The organism is Natrialba asiatica DSM 12278 (assembly GCF_000337555.1).
Lineage (GTDB): Archaea > Halobacteriota > Halobacteria > Halobacteriales > Natrialbaceae > Natrialba > Natrialba asiatica.
In genome coordinates this window covers 1-17,783 of the sequence record NZ_AOIO01000026.1, presented here as the reverse complement: position 1 = coordinate 17,783, position 17,783 = coordinate 1, and the positions used below count along the sequence as shown (strand labels likewise).

General features: G+C 63.0%; 16 protein-coding genes and 1 pseudogene. 6 read left to right on the top strand and 11 right to left on the bottom strand.

Annotated elements, in window-relative coordinates; translation table 11 throughout:
* Positions 1–225: 225 nt before the first annotated feature.
* From C481_RS10210 to C481_RS10180, 7 genes are all read right to left on the bottom strand, one after another.
* A complete protein-coding gene (locus C481_RS10210) occupies positions 226–1,263 on the bottom strand; it encodes a tyrosine-type recombinase/integrase (RefSeq protein WP_006109120.1) in 1,038 nt (345 codons plus the stop codon).
* On the bottom strand, positions 1,253–1,651 hold the full coding sequence (locus tag C481_RS10205) for a DUF5805 domain-containing protein (RefSeq protein ID WP_049904585.1): 399 nt from the start codon (positions 1,649–1,651) through the stop codon (positions 1,253–1,255). The genes C481_RS10210 and C481_RS10205 overlap by 11 nt, the downstream gene beginning before the upstream one ends.
* A 1,551-nt stretch (positions 1,652–3,202) precedes the next feature.
* Positions 3,203–3,436: a hypothetical protein gene (locus tag C481_RS10200; RefSeq protein WP_006109118.1), complete on the bottom strand. Its 234-nt coding sequence runs from the start codon at positions 3,434–3,436 to the stop codon at positions 3,203–3,205.
* Between the two features lie 314 nt (positions 3,437–3,750).
* Positions 3,751–5,199: a class II fumarate hydratase gene (locus C481_RS10195; protein ID WP_006109117.1), complete on the bottom strand. Its 1,449-nt coding sequence runs from the start codon at positions 5,197–5,199 to the stop codon at positions 3,751–3,753.
* 20 nt (positions 5,200–5,219) lie between these two features.
* Positions 5,220–6,944: a PH domain-containing protein gene (locus C481_RS10190; RefSeq protein WP_083860911.1), complete on the bottom strand. Its 1,725-nt coding sequence runs from the start codon at positions 6,942–6,944 to the stop codon at positions 5,220–5,222.
* Positions 6,945–6,954: 10 nt separating this feature from the next.
* Positions 6,955–7,416 carry a PH domain-containing protein gene (locus C481_RS10185; RefSeq protein WP_006109115.1) on the bottom strand — a complete coding sequence of 154 codons (462 nt, stop codon included), beginning with the start codon at positions 7,414–7,416 and terminating at the stop codon, positions 6,955–6,957.
* A gap of 155 nt (positions 7,417–7,571) precedes the next feature.
* Positions 7,572–7,817 carry a BolA family protein gene (locus C481_RS10180; protein WP_006827436.1) on the bottom strand — a complete coding sequence of 82 codons (246 nt, stop codon included), beginning with the start codon at positions 7,815–7,817 and terminating at the stop codon, positions 7,572–7,574.
* Between the two features lie 114 nt (positions 7,818–7,931).
* Between C481_RS10180 and C481_RS10175 the strand changes: the two genes are divergently transcribed.
* The 3 genes from C481_RS10175 to C481_RS10165 all read left to right on the top strand — a co-directional run bounded on the left by C481_RS10175 (position 7,932) and on the right by C481_RS10165 (position 10,854).
* Complete coding sequence (locus C481_RS10175; protein ID WP_006109113.1) at positions 7,932–8,426, top strand: DUF7523 family protein; 495 nt, start codon at positions 7,932–7,934, stop codon at positions 8,424–8,426.
* Positions 8,427–8,505: 79 nt separating this feature from the next.
* Entirely contained in the window at positions 8,506–10,062 is a 1,557-nt protein-coding gene (gene cysS / locus C481_RS10170) for a cysteine--tRNA ligase (protein WP_006109112.1), read from the top strand.
* Between the two features lie 90 nt (positions 10,063–10,152).
* Positions 10,153–10,854 (top strand): DUF6517 family protein, encoded by a 702-nt coding sequence (locus C481_RS10165; protein WP_006109111.1) that lies wholly within the window; start codon positions 10,153–10,155, stop codon positions 10,852–10,854.
* Positions 10,855–10,941: 87 nt separating this feature from the next.
* Here C481_RS10165 and C481_RS10160 read toward each other — a convergent pair whose 3' ends face one another.
* A complete protein-coding gene (locus C481_RS10160; protein ID WP_006109110.1) occupies positions 10,942–11,979 on the bottom strand; it encodes a presenilin family intramembrane aspartyl protease PSH in 1,038 nt (345 codons plus the stop codon).
* A 228-nt stretch (positions 11,980–12,207) separates the two neighbouring features.
* On the opposite strand from C481_RS10160, the gene trkA reads away from it, so the two are divergent.
* The gene (gene trkA, locus C481_RS10155) at positions 12,208–13,542 is read left to right on the top strand and encodes a Trk system potassium transporter TrkA (protein ID WP_006109109.1); all 1,335 of its coding nucleotides are present in this window, start codon (positions 12,208–12,210) and stop codon (positions 13,540–13,542) included.
* A 113-nt stretch (positions 13,543–13,655) separates the two neighbouring features.
* On the opposite strand, the gene C481_RS10150 is transcribed toward trkA, so the two are convergent.
* The 3 genes from C481_RS10150 to C481_RS10140 form a co-directional block, all read right to left on the bottom strand.
* The gene (locus tag C481_RS10150) at positions 13,656–13,919 is read right to left on the bottom strand and encodes an H/ACA ribonucleoprotein complex subunit GAR1 (RefSeq protein ID WP_006109108.1); all 264 of its coding nucleotides are present in this window, start codon (positions 13,917–13,919) and stop codon (positions 13,656–13,658) included.
* A 44-nt stretch (positions 13,920–13,963) separates the two neighbouring features.
* Positions 13,964–14,245 carry a signal recognition particle subunit SRP19 gene (srp19, locus tag C481_RS10145; protein WP_006109107.1) on the bottom strand — a complete coding sequence of 94 codons (282 nt, stop codon included), beginning with the start codon at positions 14,243–14,245 and terminating at the stop codon, positions 13,964–13,966.
* A gap of 64 nt (positions 14,246–14,309) precedes the next feature.
* Positions 14,310–15,485, bottom strand: coding sequence for a PGF-CTERM-anchored ABC transporter substrate-binding protein (locus C481_RS10140; RefSeq protein WP_006109106.1), 1,176 nt, complete (start codon positions 15,483–15,485; stop codon positions 14,310–14,312).
* 60 nt (positions 15,486–15,545) lie between these two features.
* Here C481_RS10140 and btuC point away from each other — a divergent pair, with 60 nt between their 5' ends.
* Both btuC and C481_RS23320 read left to right on the top strand, forming a co-directional pair.
* A complete protein-coding gene (btuC, locus tag C481_RS10135; RefSeq protein WP_006109105.1) occupies positions 15,546–16,643 on the top strand; it encodes a vitamin B12 ABC transporter permease BtuC in 1,098 nt (365 codons plus the stop codon).
* Positions 16,644–16,846: 203 nt separating this feature from the next.
* A pseudogene (locus C481_RS23320) lies at positions 16,847–17,224 on the top strand (ABC transporter ATP-binding protein); the annotation flags it as partial.
* Positions 17,225–17,783: the final 559 nt, after the last annotated feature.

The following is a 17,783-nucleotide window of genomic DNA, read 5'->3' as shown; positions in this document are numbered from 1 at the left end:
CTTAGCTCCGTTTTATGGATTTAGTAGCATACCAGTGAACTCGTCTCTCGGCGCTACTTTACAAATTACGTCACAACACACGTGAAAAGTCGTTTACAAAACCATCCTTCAAAGTCGGGGGGTCGGAATCCCCGAATTCCATATATCTGAATACGGTTTATCCGATTGAGAACAGACAACGTCATCACGCGACTAAATGACATCTCATCCGCATATGGGAAGAAACTAGACTGTTACCCGGTAAATATGATCGAGATAGGTCTCTCGAACACGATTACCCCAGTTGTGGGTGTACGTATCGATCACGTCGCCGGCAACGTCACCGCGGAGATACTGAACGATACCGCGATCCCCCGTCCGGTCACGTAAGTGAGTCGTGAAGAAGTGTCGGAAGTAATGCGGCGTGACGTTTTCAGTTGTTCCGCCGCCAGTTCGGTACCACCCCTGTTCGCGAGCGTGTTTCTCGACGATATAGCGCACATCGGACGGCGTCAAGCGCTCGCCCCACGTCTCACCGGTATCGAGAAACAGCGCCCTCGCCGGTGAGACCGGATCGGGGCGGATAGCCAACCACTCGCGTAAGACCGACTGTAACTCAGTATCGACTGGAACAACGGTCTCTCGTTTTCGCTTGTTCGAGGCCGTCCGCTCCTCGCCGTTCACCACGGTCCCGCGTGCCGGCTCTGCAGACACATATACTGACGAGGGCCGTTGATCGAGTTCAACGCGAGGCGTCCACTCGAGTTCGAGTGAGGTGAACTCATCGTGTAAATCTCGCAAATCGAGGTTACAGAGTTCGCCGACGCGCATCCCCGTCTTTAGTAACATGACAACGACAGCCCGCTCGAGTGGATGGACGATCGAGGCGACGAACGCCTGCATGTCGCTGATGGAGAGTTCCCGTCTGGTCGGGTTCGTATCGATAGATTCGGACAGTTCTTCCATGACGAGTGCCATCGGATTCTCGTCAAACGCACCGATGCGGGTCATATAGTCGTAAAAGCGGTTGAGATAGGACGCATACGTCGCGATCGTACTCGATTCGAACTGGCCGCGAAGGGAGTGGATCCAGGCCATACAGGCTCGCCGATCCGCGTCTTCAACGGTCTCGATCGCCTCGAACTCCCGTTCGACGAAGAACTCGAATTGCCGAAGGACGCGCTCGTAGGCCTCGAGCGTCCGTTCGCTCTTCCCGTGGTAGCGCTGATCGTCGAGGAAGTACGCGATCGGGGAATCCACTTCCTGGGTCCCCTCAGTTGCCATCACTATCACCATCACCGGTCGTTGTGTAGCCGCCGTGGCGGCCGCTGTATCGAATGCGGTTGTCCGCCTGCAGTTGCTCGAGCGTCTCGTCGAGTCGCGACTCGATGTCGTCGCTGACCCCCTCGAGGAGTTCGTCCCACGAATACGAGTCAGCCGACAACAATTCGAGGACCTGTGTTTCGAGGCCGTCACCCCCGGGGTTTGACCCCGTAGATTCGGGTTCCGCTGTTGCGGGTTCGAGTCCCTTTCGACCGGCTTGGACCATCGTCCGAACGAACTCGCTCTGACTCATATCGAGTTCGTTAGCGTGAGATTGCCATTCGTCTTTCTGATATGCTGGGACGTACGTCTTCACAGATTTTCTAGTTGTATCAGCCGAATCGCTCATACGATAGTCATTACACGCCGTGATATTCAACATTCCCATTATTCGAGCTAAGTGAGTTTATCTCATCTATTGTCACTACTAGTGTCGCGATTATAGTGATTCAGATCGAGATTAGAATCTATAACGGTACATGAGTCAAGATACAGTGAATTCAATAGTAGTTCTATGAGTTCGGATATTGATCTTCTCGAGAGCGAAGAGAACGGCCCGGTGTCGGCAATCGGAGAAACGACGAACCCGATGGCAGAGTCAGAATTGTTCGGTTGAATGTACTCGTAATTCTCGATCGAGAATCACGCCGAACGACAGCGAGCAGATCGATACACACTGTTTGGACGGTATGGAATTGAGGGTCGATCCATCCGAGTGGAACGCAAGGGACGAATGTGGATCAACCGGAGACGACTGGCTCTGTTAGAGTTTGTCGGGACAACACTATCGAGAGGGAATGGGGTAAATTTGGAGAGAGCGTTTCGACTGGCATCGGTTCTTTTGGCGGTGCTGCCGGTGCGAGTAGTGCCCCAGACCGGTTCGGATTGCGATACTCTCGAATCGAGAACAAGGTCGGGAGATACGACAGCGTGTGGCCAACGAACGACCAGTAATTCAGCGGTGAGAAAGAGCGGAAGGCGGACCTGTGAGAGTCGTCTGTGAACCGGCGAAGTGCCCGAACGATAGAAACGAAGATCGAACGAGGCGGCTGATTAGGGCGCTTACAGTCCGTTCGTGCGGCGGTAGACCAACAGGGTACGATAGCCGCCGGACGGCAGTGTCGAGACACTCGTCCCCGAGTTCAGTTCGAGTTCGAATTCCCCGCGATCGACAGCGGTAGCCAGTTGAGGTAGTAATCCCGCTAGGGGAGACGGAGCGATAACGCTGACGGTGCCGCATTCGAACCGGATCGGTGCGGCAAGCAGTAGCTCCTCGGAATACTGTTACAGCAATGGCGAGAACGGACAGTCCGAATTCGATACAGGGACCGGACACAGACCGTTGCGGGCCGTTGCCGAAGGCGGGAGATCGTCCTCGGTCGACAGCCGGATTAAAGACCGATACCTCGCGAGGAGTTCAGTTGGCAGACCCACATCGTCAGTACGGACGTAGTCAAATTCGAACGGCGACTACGGCGAGGGCGACTGATGTACCGCTCGAGCTACTGGTACTTGCCTCAAGAACGGCTCGAACGTGACGGGGGCGGTAGGTGAACTCGGAAACCGAGACGCATCTTTCGGTATCTATTGGGGTGCTGTCTTCCGACCCGCAGATTCGAGGGTGAATACCGGATCGGCGAGGAGATGTCGGACAGTCGGCGACGGTAAGCGACGGTCGCAATCGGGCGCTAGTACGTAGTGAACCGGCGCTTCATATTGATTATATTATATTTATGGCGTGTGGTTTCGAGCTAATAAATTCAATATCGATATATCAATACGGTGCCCACCATCACCGCGTGCGAGGAAGTGTAGAGAACTGAAACAGGAAAGAGTCAATGGGGTAGCACTCGAGGACTACAGGAAGAGAACGGGGTACCTGTGCTAGACGAAACCGAGTTCAGTGCGTCGCAGCGCGGACGTCTTCGACGCGGTAGAGATCCTGCTGGAGACCGTCGCCGTCGCAGTTTTCGTTCGGGCACTCGTAGTGCCACCCATCCTGTGTGGCGTCGCCTTCTCGAAAACGGTCGCCACAGACCTGACAGAACAATTGGTCATCCTGACAAGTGTCGCGGTGAAGTTCGAGTTCGAGTTCAGTCTGAAACGACTGGTTGCAGTTACGACAGGTGTGCATATTATGTCTGACGCGAGCATCCCCCAAAACTGCTTGGGTATTTTTATTCCGCAGAAATCATCGGTGATACGGCTCCATTAGGCTGATTCGTTTTCTGTCGTTCTGAAATAAATACTGATCAGGTGCTGATACTACGCAGAAGCGAGTACATCGATTGTTGGTACGTGCAAGCACAGAGAGCGGAGCACACGAGACTAGCAAGAACGCAAAAATTCGCATCAGGGGCCAGAAAGGAGAGCGACTTTCAGAGGACGGCGTTGGAAAGGTGGCGTTAGAGAAGCGCCCGAGCGGAAAGAGAATCGGGCAGGCTCAGGTTAGTCGTCTTGACCGAGGATGCCGCGTTCGGTCATCTTCGCAGGGTCGAGCACTTCGTCGGCCTCGTCCTCGTCGAGGTAGCCCTTTTCGAGGACGACTTCGCGGACGGTCTTGCCCTCCTTGAGGGCCGTCTTCGCGACCTCGCTGGCCTTGTCGTAGCCGATGTGGACGTTCAGCGAGGTGGCCATCGCCATCGACTGTTCGACGCGGTCCGCGCAGTACTCCTCGTTCGCCTCGAGCGGATCGACGAACCGGGTGGCGAAGACCTGGCTCGCGTTCGAGATGAGTTCGGCGGACTCGAGGAAGTTGTGCGCCAGGACGGGCTTGTAGAGGTTGAGATCGATCTGGCCCTCCGCAGCGCCGGCGGAGACGGCGGCGTCGTTGCCGACGACCTGTTTGTGGACCTGGTTGACGGCTTCGGCGACGACCGGGTTGATCTTGCCGGGCATGATCGAGGAGCCGGGTTGGTTCTCGGGCTGTTCGATCTCGCCGAGACCGTTGCGCGGCCCGGAGGCGAGCAGGCGCAGGTCGTTGGCGATCTTGTTCAACGAACCCGCAATCACTCGAAGCGCGCCGTGAGCCTCGCTCATCGCGTCGTGGGCCGCCTGAGCTTCGAAGTGGTTGTCGGCCTCGCGGAACTGGACGCCGGTTTCCTTGGTGATGTACTCGGCCGCGCGGCCGGGGAACTCTTCGTGGGTGTTGAGGCCGGTTCCCGTCGCGGTGCCGCCGAGTGCGAGTTCGGCGAGGTGCTCGCGAGCCTTGTCGACGCGGGAGAGTCCCTTTTCGACCTGCGTCCGATAGCCGGAGAACTCCTGGCCGAGCGTGACCGGAGTTGCGTCCTGTAGGTGCGTGCGGCCGGTTTTGACGACGTCGTCGAACTCGTCTGCTTTCTCATCGAGCGCCTCGCGCAGCGTGTCGAGAGCGGGGATAACGTCCTTTTCGACGGCTTCGAGGGAAGCGACGTGCATCGCGGTCGGGATCACGTCGTTGGAAGACTGGCCGTAGTTGACGTGGTCGTTCGGGTGCACGACGCGGTCGCCGATCTCCGCGCCCATGAGCTCGGCGGCGCGGTTGGCGATGACCTCGTTGGCGTTCATGTTCGACGAGGTACCGGAGCCGGTCTGGAAGATGTCGACCGGGAACTGGTCGTCGTGTTCGCCGGCGATGACCTCGTCTGCGGCCTCGATGATCGCCTGCGCGACGTCGTCTTCGATCAGGCCGAGGTCGCGGTTTGCCTGTGCGGCGGCCTTCTTGACGACGCCGAGTCCGCGGACGAAGCGGCGACTGAACGAGATGCCCGAGATCGGAAAGTTCTCGATCGCCCGCTGGGTCTGTGCGCCCCAGTAGGCGTCCGTCGGAACCTCCATCTCGCCGAGGCTGTCCTCCTCGATGCGGAACTCGCCGTTGTCTCCGGGTTCGCCGCCGTCGGTACCGTCTGTAGATCCCATACGCGGGGCCACTCGGTCAGTCAGGTAAAATCCACCGAAACACCCGGATCGTCCGCGGCCGCGCGCTCTCGAAGCGCCGTTTGTAATCGCTTGCGGCTGGTCTGATGGGTCTCCCGCGCATCCGCAAGTTCGATATCGTAGATCCGGGGCGCGGATCGAGTCATCGTCCGCGAACTCGCGGTGTCGATGACGAGCGAGGCCAGGCCGAGTCGACGCTGGAAGACCGATCGGCGCGTCGAGACCGTCTGGATTCGGTAGTAGGGGATCACGGTCGTCTGTCGTTTCCAGAAGCCGCGGCGAATCACGATGTGATCGTCGCCGACGTAGTAGCCGAGGTGGACGTAGCGCAGGTGCGCCGCCGGCGGGACCGCGAGGAAGACGACGGCGGCGAGGTACCAGCGATCGAAGATCGTCACCTGCGTAATTCCGAACGCGACCAGAACGATCAGACCGGCAAGCAGCGAGTAGCGGGCGAGATAGCGCCGCCGGGCGAGCGGTGGCGGTCGCTGAAACGTCGGCGTCTCGACGCCGGTCAGGTTCTCCGTAAACGTGTGGACGCGTTCTCGTCTGGCGAGCGGAACGGCCGACTGACTGCCGCCGTTGCTGTCCGGGCCGTACCCGGCGGTCTCGACCCACAGCCCGGCGTAGCCGATCAGCCGCTGGAGCGGATTATCCGTAATCGTCACCGACTGGACCTTCTCCGACGGAATGGAGCCGCTATAGCGCTGTAACAGGCCGCGCTCGTAAACGAAATCCTCGCCGACCCGACCGAGCTGGAAGTCGTAGTACGTTCCGAACGTGTAGGCGACGCTCAACAGGTACGTGACGCCGATCGCGTTCAGTAACGATACCAGTGTCAAGACGCCGTAACTCCCCACCGTCCCGCTGCCGAGATCCGCCGGCCCGCCGACCGGTTCGGCCACGGTCAACAGGTAGTCGAAAATCGAGTCCGTCGCGAGAAAGAAGACGAACATCACCCCTGCAACCGCCGCGGCCCGGACGGACGTAAACGAGTACAACAACAGTTCGCGCGACTGCAGGGCGAACAGCGGGTGTCGTCGCTGCTCACTGAACTCGTCCGTACCCGTGTCACTCGGCTCATCCGGTTCACCCGGTTCGCCCGGTTCGCCCGGTTCGGGCCCCGCAGACGGCGAGGATGACTCGGGGTCGGGCGTTCGAACTGGAGACGAAGGCGACTCGCCAGACGGTCCGGTATCGGCGAGTTCACTCGCGTCGGTCGTCGCTTCCGATTCCGTCGTCTGCTCGTCCCGAGACCGCCGCCGCTCCCGGCTGTCCGCAGTCCGGCGGCGGATCTCCCGCTGTAGCCGCGTCGCCTCGGCCTCGCCGACGAAGTTTAGCGTCGCTTCGCTGTCGCCGCCGCCGGCGGTTTCGATCGAGACGACGGCGAGACCGAGCACTCGCTGAATAACGCCCTGTTTGATGTCGACGTTCTGGATGCGCCTGTAGGGGATTTCGCGTGACCGACGGGCGACGACACCCGAAGAGACATCGACGGTGTCCGACGTCACGGCGTACCCGAATCGGTAGTAATAGACGACGCCGTAGGCGACCCCCGCGAGAAAGCCAATCGGTGCGACGAAGGGAATCCACCCCGCGCGAATCGGGTCGAACACGCCCGCCAGAACGAGCAGCAGCGTCACCGGAATCCAGAGCCAGACGAACCCGTGCTGCAGGGCGTACGTCACCGCACTGAGCGGATGCAGTCGATTCATTGAGTCACTCATACTATCGAGTTCAGACGGCGTCGTCGGCCTCGCTCTCGACGGCGAGGTCGCGAAGCGTATCCTGTAGTTCGCGCGCGCGGTCAGGTGTGAGTCCGGGAATGCGAACGTCGGCGTTTCGCGTGCCGGCGGTGTAGACGACGACGCTCGAGAGGCCGAGGATGCGTTCGATCGGTCCGAACTGGGTGTCGACGTGCTGGACGCGGACGAAGGGGACGGCGGTTTCGACGAACGTCACGACGCCGCGTTCGAGGTAGAGCGCGTCGGGTTGGAGGTCGAACTGCCAGACCTGGTAGCGCCGAACGGCGTATGCGCTCCCGAGGACGATGCCCACGACGACGACCCCGGCCTGCGCGGCGACCGGCACGCTGATGAACAGCGAATTGACGGCGGCGAGGACGATTCCGAGGACGACTGCACCGATCGTCACCTCGACGATCCAGAGCAGTCTGATCCGGGTGTGAAGCGATTCCATACGATTATCGTATCAGGAGAGCAGGAGAAACCTGCGGTTCCGGATTCGAGAGTCGGAGTTCCGTCCGGCGTCGCATGCTGACTACCGACGACTCCCGACGGTTTCGGCAGCCTCGACTGAACTCGTCAGTACCTCCGGCTTCCGCTTCCAGCCAGTCACTCCTCGTACTCGTCGGGCGTGTACGTCGAGAGTTCGAGCGCGTGAATATCGGTCGTCATGTGGTCGTCGAGGGCGTCGTAGACCTGCTGGTGTTGCTGGACCAGCGACTGGCCCTCGAACGCGGGGGAGACGACGGTGGCCGTCAGATGGTCGTCGTCGTGTTCGCCGCGGGCGCGCGAAACCGTCGCCTCGGCGTCTGCGAGTTCCGATTCGATGATGGCTGCGACATCCGCTGGATCCATACCGGGAAACTTGTGCGCTCGGGGCAAAAGCGCCCCGGTCGTCGTCGCGCGACCGCTCGGCGTCCGAGCACAGTCGGCGTCTTTATACGTGCCGGGTTCGAGCACCCGGACGGAATGTCACTGGCAGCCGAGACGCGCCGTGCAGTCGAGGTTCACCCGTTTCTCGTCACCGCTCTTCGAGCGGGTGTCCTCAACTACACCGCCGCCGCGAGATTCCTCGACGTCGAGGGCGACGTAGACGCGATTGCCACGGCACTGCGTCGGTACGCCGAAGAACTGCCGGCGTACGACCCCGACTCGTGCGAGGTCACCGTCAGAATGGAAAGCGGTATCGGAATCGTCGACGGCGACGATCCCGCCAGTGAACTCGTCACCGTCGGCGGCACGCCGTTCGGGTCGACCGGCGGTGACCTGACGGCGATCTACGGGACGGGTGCGGTCGACGCGATGGCACTGGCGACAACACTCGAACGGCTCGAACTGGCTGAGATCGACACGGTGGCGGCCGCCGTCGGAGACGAGACGCTTATCGTGATCGTCGATCGCCTCGACGGCGCGAACGCGGTCCGGACGGTCGAGGGCGCACTCGAATACGTTCCTGCGACGTAGTCTGCCGATCTCGATACACTGTCGGCCCGCAGTACGGCATTGGCAGCGTTTAACTACGGGCCACGGGTACACCTTCGTAATGACCCTACACGTGACGAACACGTTGACGGGTGAAACGGAGCCGTTCGAGCCACAGGACCCCGAGCACGTCTTGCTCTACTACTGTGGCCTGACGGTCTCCGACCCACCCCATCTGGGCCACGCTCGCTCGTGGGTCCACGTCGACGTCATGCACCGCTGGCTCGAGTTCATCGGCTACGACGTGCGCCACGTCGAGAACTTTACGGACGTAAACGAGAAGATCGTCGCCCGCGTCGGCGAAGACGACCTGGGCGAGGACGAGGCCGACGTGGCCGAGACGTACATCGGGCGGACGCTCGCGGACATGCGCTCGCTCAACCTCCTGCGTGCGGAGGTCTACCCGCGCGTTTCGGAGCACGTCCCCGAAATTATCGACCTCGTCGAGACGCTGGTCGAGAAAGGCTACGCCTACGAATCGAACGGCTCGGTCTACTTCGACGTGACCAGTTTCGAGGACTACGGCACGCTTTCGAACCAGGACATAGACGAGATCGAGTCTCAGGGCGATCCCGACGAGCGCTCGGAGAAGCGCCATCCCGCCGACTTCGCGCTCTGGAAGGCCGACGGCGTCGACGCGGACGCGGTGGCCGAACACCGCCACGAGGGCGTCGACCACGGCGGCGACCCGCCCGCGGGGCAAACCTGGGACTCCCCCTGGGGCGAGGGCCGTCCCGGCTGGCACATCGAGTGCTCCGCGATGAGCATGACCCACCTGGACGAGACGCTCGACATCCACGTCGGCGGCCGCGACCTCGTCTTCCCCCACCACGAAAACGAAATCGCCCAGTCCGAAGCCGCGACCGGCGAGCGCTTTGCCAACTACTGGCTCCACTGCGAACTCTTCCAGATGGCCGACGAGAAGATGTCCTCGAGCCTGGGCAATTTCGTCACCGTCGACGAGGCGGTCGACCGGTGGGGGACGAACGTCCTGCGGACGTTCCTGACGGCGGGCTCGTACAACAGCACGCAGCTGTATTCGGACGAGACTATCACCGAGGCCGAGGAACGCTGGGACCAACTCGAGCGCGCCCACGAGGCGGCCGCCGAGGCCGTCGACTCGCCGGACGCGCGGACGAAAATCGAGGACGAGCAGCTTCGGAGGGCCGTCTCGACGGCCCGAGACGAGTTCAGGGCTGCGATGAACGACGACTTCAACACGCGCGAGGCGCAGTCGGCGCTGCTGTCGATCGCCTCGGCGGCGAATCGGCACCTCGAAGCGGACGAGCCGGCGGTCGGCGACAGCGAGAGTGAAAGTGAGAGTGAGAAAGCGGACGAGGACAAGGGCTACGACTACCGTGGTCTCTGCCAGGCCGTCGACGCCCTCGAAGAACTGGGCAGCATCCTCGGACTCTCCTTCGCGGGCGACACGACCGGCAGCGCCGCCCTCGCCGGCGAGGTCGTCGACCTCGTGCTCGACGTGCGCGAACGCGAGCGCGACAGCGGCAACTACGAGCGCGCCGACGACCTGCGCGACGAACTCGAGGCGCTCGGAATCGAGGTACAGGATACGGACGAGGGACCGACGCATCGGTTGCCGTCGGGCGAGAAGGAGTAACGCTGCGGGCAGGTTCGACAGCGCAGTATCGGGTCATCACCGGGTGATGGCAGGCGCGGCTATTTTGCCGCCGCTCGTCGTCGAGCGCGTATGGATCGCCGGGCGTTCGTCGCAGCCGCCGCAGTGAGCGGGCTGGGACTGTCAGCCGGCTGTCTCGGCGGCACGCTCGAAGACGTAACCTCGGTTTCTGCGACGCCGGCGATCGTCTCGTCGACAGCCCTCGAAACGGCCGACTACGAGTATCAAGGCACGCGAGAAGTGATCGAAACCGAGACGGTTGCCGGTCAGCCGATCGAGGCGACGAACTACGCAAGTGAGTACACGCGGACGATCGATGCGCTCGCCGGTCTCTTCGGCGACGAGACGCCGGCCGCCGGCGTCTTCGGCGTCGCGACGACGCCCCAGATCGGATTCCTCGATACGCAACTCAACCCCATCAGCGACATGTCCAATTCCGAACTCATCGGTCGCGTCCAGAACCAGTACGACGAGTTCACGATCGACGATCGCGTCGTCGAACGACGGACCGCCGAGCCGTTCGGTCAGCCGGTTAGCGTCGAGACGTTTCCGGGGACGGCGACGCACGCCAGTATCGGCGAGGTCGAGATTTTCGTCGACGTTGCCCAGCTCACCAGCGAGGGCGACCACCTCGTCCTCGTCGGCGTCGCGCCGGATATCCAGCGCCTGCAACGCGAGGACGAGGTCGACCGGATCGATACGCTCATCGACGGGGTCGAGCACGGAGACGACCTCGACCGGGAGGACGGCGACGTTGAACTCGTCGAAGAGTAGTGAGAGGCGTCCGAGTCTTGGAGAGACGTCGCAAGCGATTATCGAACCGCACTGACTAGGGGCGACCGTGACGAAAAGTGGGTACCGTTACAGGCCGAGTGCGGCCGCGATCGACAGGCCGCTCGCGAGTGCACCGATGAGGTAGCCGCCGATGGCACCGCCGTTGAGCAGCGGCAGGCCGGCGTGTGCCCGGCCGCGGACGACCATCGCCATGAGCGCGATGAGTCCCACCATCGTTCCCAAAAGCGCGCCGAGTGCCGGCAGGTTCAGCGTGAGTCCGGGGACGTCGAGGGCCCCTTTGTCGACGAAGTAGGCCGCGCTGACGACGAGGATCGTCGGAATAACGGCGTCGCCGAGTCCGATGAACAGCGCGTCGCGCTGGCCCTCCCGCGCATCTGGAGCATCTTCTGTGGGGGTCTCGGGCGTCGTTTCGGCGCTGGTGTCGGCGTCGGGAGCGTCCGCACCCTGACCGTCGCCGTCGCCGTCACCGGATCCGTTCTCGCGCTCGTCCGCGGACGAGAGGTACGAGTACGACAGCGTCGTCGGGATGACGAGCACGACCGGGATTTTGAGGTCCATGACGCCCTCGGCGAGATCGAGCATGTGCTCGGTGCCGTAGACGCTGATCGCATCGTAAACGGCGAGCACCGAGAGGAGCAAGAGTGCAGGAAGGAGACCGAAACTGATCCCGAAGAGGGCGGCCGCTCCGGCACCCATCACCACGCCCGCGGTGTCGATGACGTACCACTCGGGATAGAACAGGAGCGCGGCCCCGACGCCGACCGCGGCGAGGACGGCGAGGACGTTCACGCCCGCCGCACCGGCGGTGACCACCGGCGGCACGAGTTCGGCGAAGACGTACCAGGCGATCATGATGCTGACGCCGATGATGAGCGCGCGGATGAGCCCCTGGAGGTCGTACTTGAAGGCGGCGAGCATGAGCGCGGTTGCGACGAGGATGACCGCGATGTAGGCGATACTATTGGTGGGGTCCTCGGGATTCTCGACGGCCTGGTGGCCGGATTCGTAGAACGGTTCCGTAAGGGCCAGGGCGCCGAGTTGGACGCCGAGAAACAGCAAGACGGTTACGCCGACGGCAGCACCGACTCGCATCCGGTCGTTCATGGCGCGAGGTTTGGCGCGTGATGGTATGGGTGTTTTCGTCTCCGGCCCGGTCGTCGCCGTTCGTGGTCGCACTGTGAACGGCTCCCCGTTTGGGATGTCCGGTGGACGGTTGAGGACGTACGGTCGACGACCGAACTCGGTGTGTCGTCAGGAGGGGGGAGTAAGGTAGATGTGTGTGACAGACACACACCCCACAAGGTTCTTTCCTCTGGTACGCGAACTAAAACTATGCGCATCCTCATCGTCGGTGCAGGAGACGTTGGGACCAACATTGCACGCGACCTCGCCGATTCGCACGCTGTTACGGTCATCGACCGCGATTCGGAACGAGTCGATGCACTCACCGCTGACGCGGCGCTTGCAGGCGTTGTCGGTGACGGTCGATCCGTCGGGACGCTCGACGAGGCGGGCCTGTCCGAAGCGGATATCGTCGTGGCAAGTACCGATAGCGATGCGACCAACGTGATGGTCTGTAATGCGGCGAAAGAAGCCACCGATCCGCATACGATCGCCCGAGTCAAGGATGTCGGTCTCTATCGAGCCTGGCAATCGTTCGACGAGGGACTCGGGGTAGATGCGATGCTGTGTATTGACTTGCTCTCCGCGCAGTCGCTCGTTCGATCCGTTGCATTACCGGGGGCAAAGGCCGTCGATACATTCGCCGATGGAACGGCGGAAGTTGCCGAGTTCGACATCGGGGCGGAGACGGCCGTCGCCGGACAGTCCGTCGCCGAGGCCGATCAGTATCCGTCGGTGACGTTCGCTGCGATCGTCCGCGATGGGAAGTTGCTCATCCCGAACGGCGAGACGACGATCGAAGCGGACGATTGTCTCGTCGTCATCGGCAGTACGCACGGCGTGAGCAGGTTTGCCAAGGACGTGTCCAACCGGCCGACGTTGCAACCGGATGACGACATCGTTATCGCCGGCGGCGACACCCTCGGATACAACGTCGCTCGACTGTTCGAAGACCGCGGGTTCGCTCCGGAGGTCATCGAGCACGATCCGGAACGAGTTGCCCGGCTTGCCAATCAGTTGGGCACCTCGACCGTCGTCGAAGCCGACGCGACGGATGTCGACGGATTCGCGCGAGACCACCTCGCCGAGGCGGACCTGCTCGTCGGCACGGTCGACGACGACACGAACTACCTGCTTGCAAAACTGGCTCGTGAACTGGGTGTGGAGCAAACCGTCGAAGTTGTCGACGATCGCGACGTCATCGACCTGTTCGAATCGACGGGGCTCGACGTGGTGGTTCACCCGCAGGATATCGTAGCCGGAGAGATACTTCAGACGATCTACGAGGGCGGTCCGGAGAAGGTCGCTGTCCTGGAGCACGACGAGGCGGAAGTTCTCGAGATCGAAGTCGACGAGGAGAGTATCTTGGCCGGCAGTACGATCCAGGGCGCGGATACCGAACTGCCACAAGAGTTCGTCGTCGGCGCGGTGATCCGCGGCGGAACGCTCCGAACGCCTCGCGGCGGAACCGTCATTCAAACCGGGGACCGCGTGATTGCGTTCATGGCCACTGCGGTGGCCGACGAGATTTCTGCGCAACTCTGACGGTCAGTTCTTCCCATTCCGCGGTGAGTGCATCCGGTTTCGCGGGATGAACGGCGCCCGAAGTTGCAACGGATCGAGAGCAAGACGGTGGCTGGGCGCGTTGCGCCTCGGCGTTATCTGGCGTACAGCGTCGAACCGACGAGCGACGGCAGGTGTACGTCGTCGTTCGGTGTGACGGCCAGATAGGGCTGGTCGACGGGACCGAAGACATCGACGACGCGGCCGACTTCCGCGAGGGAGTCGTCGAGCGCAGTCGTGCCGATCCGGTGGCTGCGTTCGTCTTCAACCGCGCCATCGTCGGTGCTGTTCTCGGTGGCATCTGCTCGCAGGACCGCCAATCCCTGGGACGTGCGAACGACCGTTCCGATTCGTTTCATTAGGAGTTCAGTCGGGGCCGGTGAGTATGGGCGTTGCGTCTCGGTTACTCGCGCATCGCGACGACGTACGCCGCCACGGCCTGGACGAGGTCGTTCTTCGACGAATCGTCCGCACCGCGGACGACGACTCGGCCGCGGTCGGCCCACGGCTCTCGCGAGTAGGCCTTGTCCCGCTCGATCGTCGCGTCGTAGCCGATCTGTTGGACGGCCTTTGCGATTTCGTCGACCGATGGCTCCTCGACTGCCAAGTCCTCCGACACGCGCCGTCCGTCGGCCCGCGAGAGGGCAACATCGAGATAGGCGGGCCAGATAACGTTCTCGACCATGCTCGTTCGTGTGTCGGGGGGTGAGTAAACCTTTTTCAACTTCGGTCGTCGCCAGCCGAGAGCGCTAGCGACGCCGCGCTCGAGCGCCGAGTGCGGTAAGCGTGACGAGAGCGGCACCGATAGCCGCTGGCACGCCGAATCCGGGGATCGAGTCGCCGCCATCGGCGTCGTCGCCCCCGTCTGTCCCGCTCTCGTTCGCGGCGGGTGAACTCTCGAGTTCGGCGCTGGCCTCCTCGTAGGCCTCGGGGTGGATTTCTTCGACGATGGAGACGACTGCGGAGACGACGTGGGGTGCGGGCTGGTTCAACTGGTTCGCGTTGACGGCGACGACGTTGTCCTGTTCGGCGGCGGTGGTCGCCTGGAGTGCGTCTGGGATCGGTGGCTCATCGTTTGCGTCGTCGGGGTAGATGATCCATTCGGGATCCTCGTCGACCACCGTCTCCGAGTTGATGTCTCGGTAGCCCTCGATGCCGGCCTCCTCGGCGACGTTCTCGAGTCCTGCAGTCGTCAGCACGTCGTGGACGAACGTATTCGAACCGGCGGTCCAGCCATCGGGCATCGCGTAGTACGCGAGCGGCCGGTCGGCGTCTTCGAGCGCGGCGTCGACGACTGCGAGTTGGTCGTCCATCCAGTCGACGGTGTCCTGGGCACCCTCGCACTCGCCGACGAGTTCGCCGGTCCGGAAGACGTTCTGGCGAACGTCGTCGATGGATTCGGCTTCGGAGAAGTGGTAGACGGTGAGTCCGGCCTCCTCGCGCAGGGTTTCGATGTCGTCCTCGTTTGTCGCGTTCGCGGCCAGGACGAGATCGGGTTCGGCGGCGATGACCTGTTCGTGGTCGACATCCCAGCCGTCGCCGACGTCCGTTCGGTCGCCGCGGTCGAGTTCGCTGGTCGCGGGGCTGTACGGGAGGCCGTCGAGGCGGTCCGCCGCGCCGATTTCGAACATCGTCTGGGCGTCGCTGGCCTGGAGCGCGACGACGGAGGCGGGTGCCTCGTCGATCGTGATCGTCTCGCCCGTCGCGTCGGTCACCTCGATCGGGTAGTCACAGGTTGGCGTGTCGTTCTGCGTTTGGATTGCGGTTTGTGGCTGTGCCTGGGCCTGCGACTGTGACGGAGGGTGTGTCTGCATCTGCGTCTGCGTCTGTGTCTGTGCGAACGAACCGGCAGCCGCTGCGGGTGTTGCCACGGCTGCAGCGACCACGGCGATGACGGTCAGTGCGAGGATGAAATGGCGTCGCATTGCACCGTGATGGGGCGTACTTCAACAAATATTTGGCTAAAGCAATCGTGGTTGTAGCGTATGTACCGACCGAGCCGGACGGTGTCGTGGTCGGCGGGATTGACGGTTCTGCTCGTCGTCGTCGCACTCGGTAGCGCCGCGCTCGGCCCGGTCAGGATCGATCCGGTAACGGTCGCGATGGCCGCGCTCAACGCGATCGCCGTTCCCACCGGCGTGTCGACGGGCACCACCATCGTTCCGGTGCTCGGTTTCTCGACGGCGGTACCGACGCTCGAGTTCACCGGCGTCTTCGATTTCGAGGTGGCGGGCACACACCAGTTGATCGTCGAGACGATTCGGCTTCCGCGGATCGCGCTGGCCGCGACGGTCGGCTTCTCGCTGGCCGCCGCGGGGACGGTCATGCAGGGATTCTTCCGGAATCCGCTCGCGGACCCCTCTATCATCGGCGTCTCCTCGGGTGCGGCGGCGGGGGCCGTCGCCGCGATCGCGTTTCCCGTGCTCGCGCCGTTCTCGAGCGTTCACCTCTCGGCGTTCGTCGGCGCGCTCGGGACCGCGTTTCTCGTCTACGGGATTGCAACCGAGGGTGGGCGAACGCCGGTCGCGACGCTGCTTTTGGCCGGCGTCGCGATTCAGGCCTTTTTGGGCGCGCTGATCTCGTACATGTTGGTCCACAGCGGCGACGACTTACGACGGGCCGTCGTCTGGATGATGGGCCACCTGAGCAACACCACATGGAGCGACGTTCGCTTCGCGCTGCCGGTGGCGCTGCTCGGCGTCTTCGTTCTGGGAGCCTACGCCCGCGAGTTGAACGTACTCTTGCTCGGCGAGGAGGACGCCCATCACCTCGGCGTAGACGTTGAGCGAACCAAGCTCCTCTTGCTCGCGCTCTCGAGTATCATCACCGCGGCGGGCGTCGCGGTCGCCGGGGTCATCGGCTTCGTCGGCCTCGTCGTTCCCCACATCATGCGGCTGATCGTCGGCCCGGACCACCGGATTTTGCTCCCGACGAGCGCGCTCGCCGGGGCGTCGTTCCTCGTCGCGACGGACACGGTCGCTCGCATCGGCCCGGCCGAGGTCCCCGTCGGCATCGTCACCGCGTTCGTTGGCGCGCCGTTTTTCCTCTTCTTGCTCGTTCGCCGGGAGGTGAACTCGCTGTGACCGAATCGCCGACGCCAAGGGACGCTAACGCGGGTGAGAGCGCACGCGAGAACGGAGTCGAGTCGGCGACGAAGACAGAGGCAGAGACGGAGACAGCGACGGAAACAGAGACAGAGATGGCGACAACGCCACTCGAACCCGCACCGATCACCATCGACGGTCTCTCGCTGTCGTTCGGCGACGTGCCCGTGCTCGAGAACGTCTCCCTCTCGGTCGAGCCGGGAGAGTTCGTCGGCGTCGTCGGGCCGAACGGAGCCGGCAAGACGACGCTCCTGCGAGCGATCAGCGGCGCGCTCGAACCCGGCGCGGGAACGGTCTCCGTGGACGAGGTCGACGTTCACGGCGTCTCTTCTCGGGCGTCCAGTCGGCTCGTCGCTGTCGTCCCGCAGGACACCTCGCTGTCGTTTGCGTTCCCGGTTCGGGACGTGGTCGAAATGGGGCGACATCCCCACCGCTCCCGGTTCTCGTCGCCGACGCCCGCCGATCGCGCCGCAGTCGAACGAGCGCTCGAGCGGACGCGAACGGCGAAACTGGCGGACAGACCTATCGACGAAATCAGCGGCGGCCAGCGCCAGCGCGTCGTCCTCGCGCGTGCCATCGCCCAGGAGACGCCCGCGCTGTTGCTCGACGAACCCACGGCCAGCCTCGACGTAAACCACCAGGTCGAAACGCTCGAACTCGTCCGCGAACTCGTCGATTCGGGGCGGACGGCCGTCGCGGCGATCCACGACCTAGACCTGGCGGCGCGGTACTGCGACCGCCTCGTGTTGCTGGCGGACGGCGCGGTACACGACGTTGGCACCCCCTCCAGCGTGCTCACGGCCGAGACCCTCGCCGAGGCCTTCGACGCGACGGCGACGGTGACGACGAACCCGATCACGGGGACGGAAACGGTAACGGCGCTTCCCGACGCTTCCGCACGAGACTCGGTTGCCCTCGGGACCGGGAATCGCACTAGCGAGGCTCGCGACAACTCCCGCTCGAAGCCCGCTCGCGTCCACCTCATCGGTACCGGCACGGCCGCCGCCGGCGTCCTCTCTCGGCTCGCCGCCGCCGAACTCGATCTCTCCGTCGGCCCCATCACGCCCGGCGATGCTACGGGGGAGGCCGCTCGGCGACTCACCGACGAGTCGAGTTCAG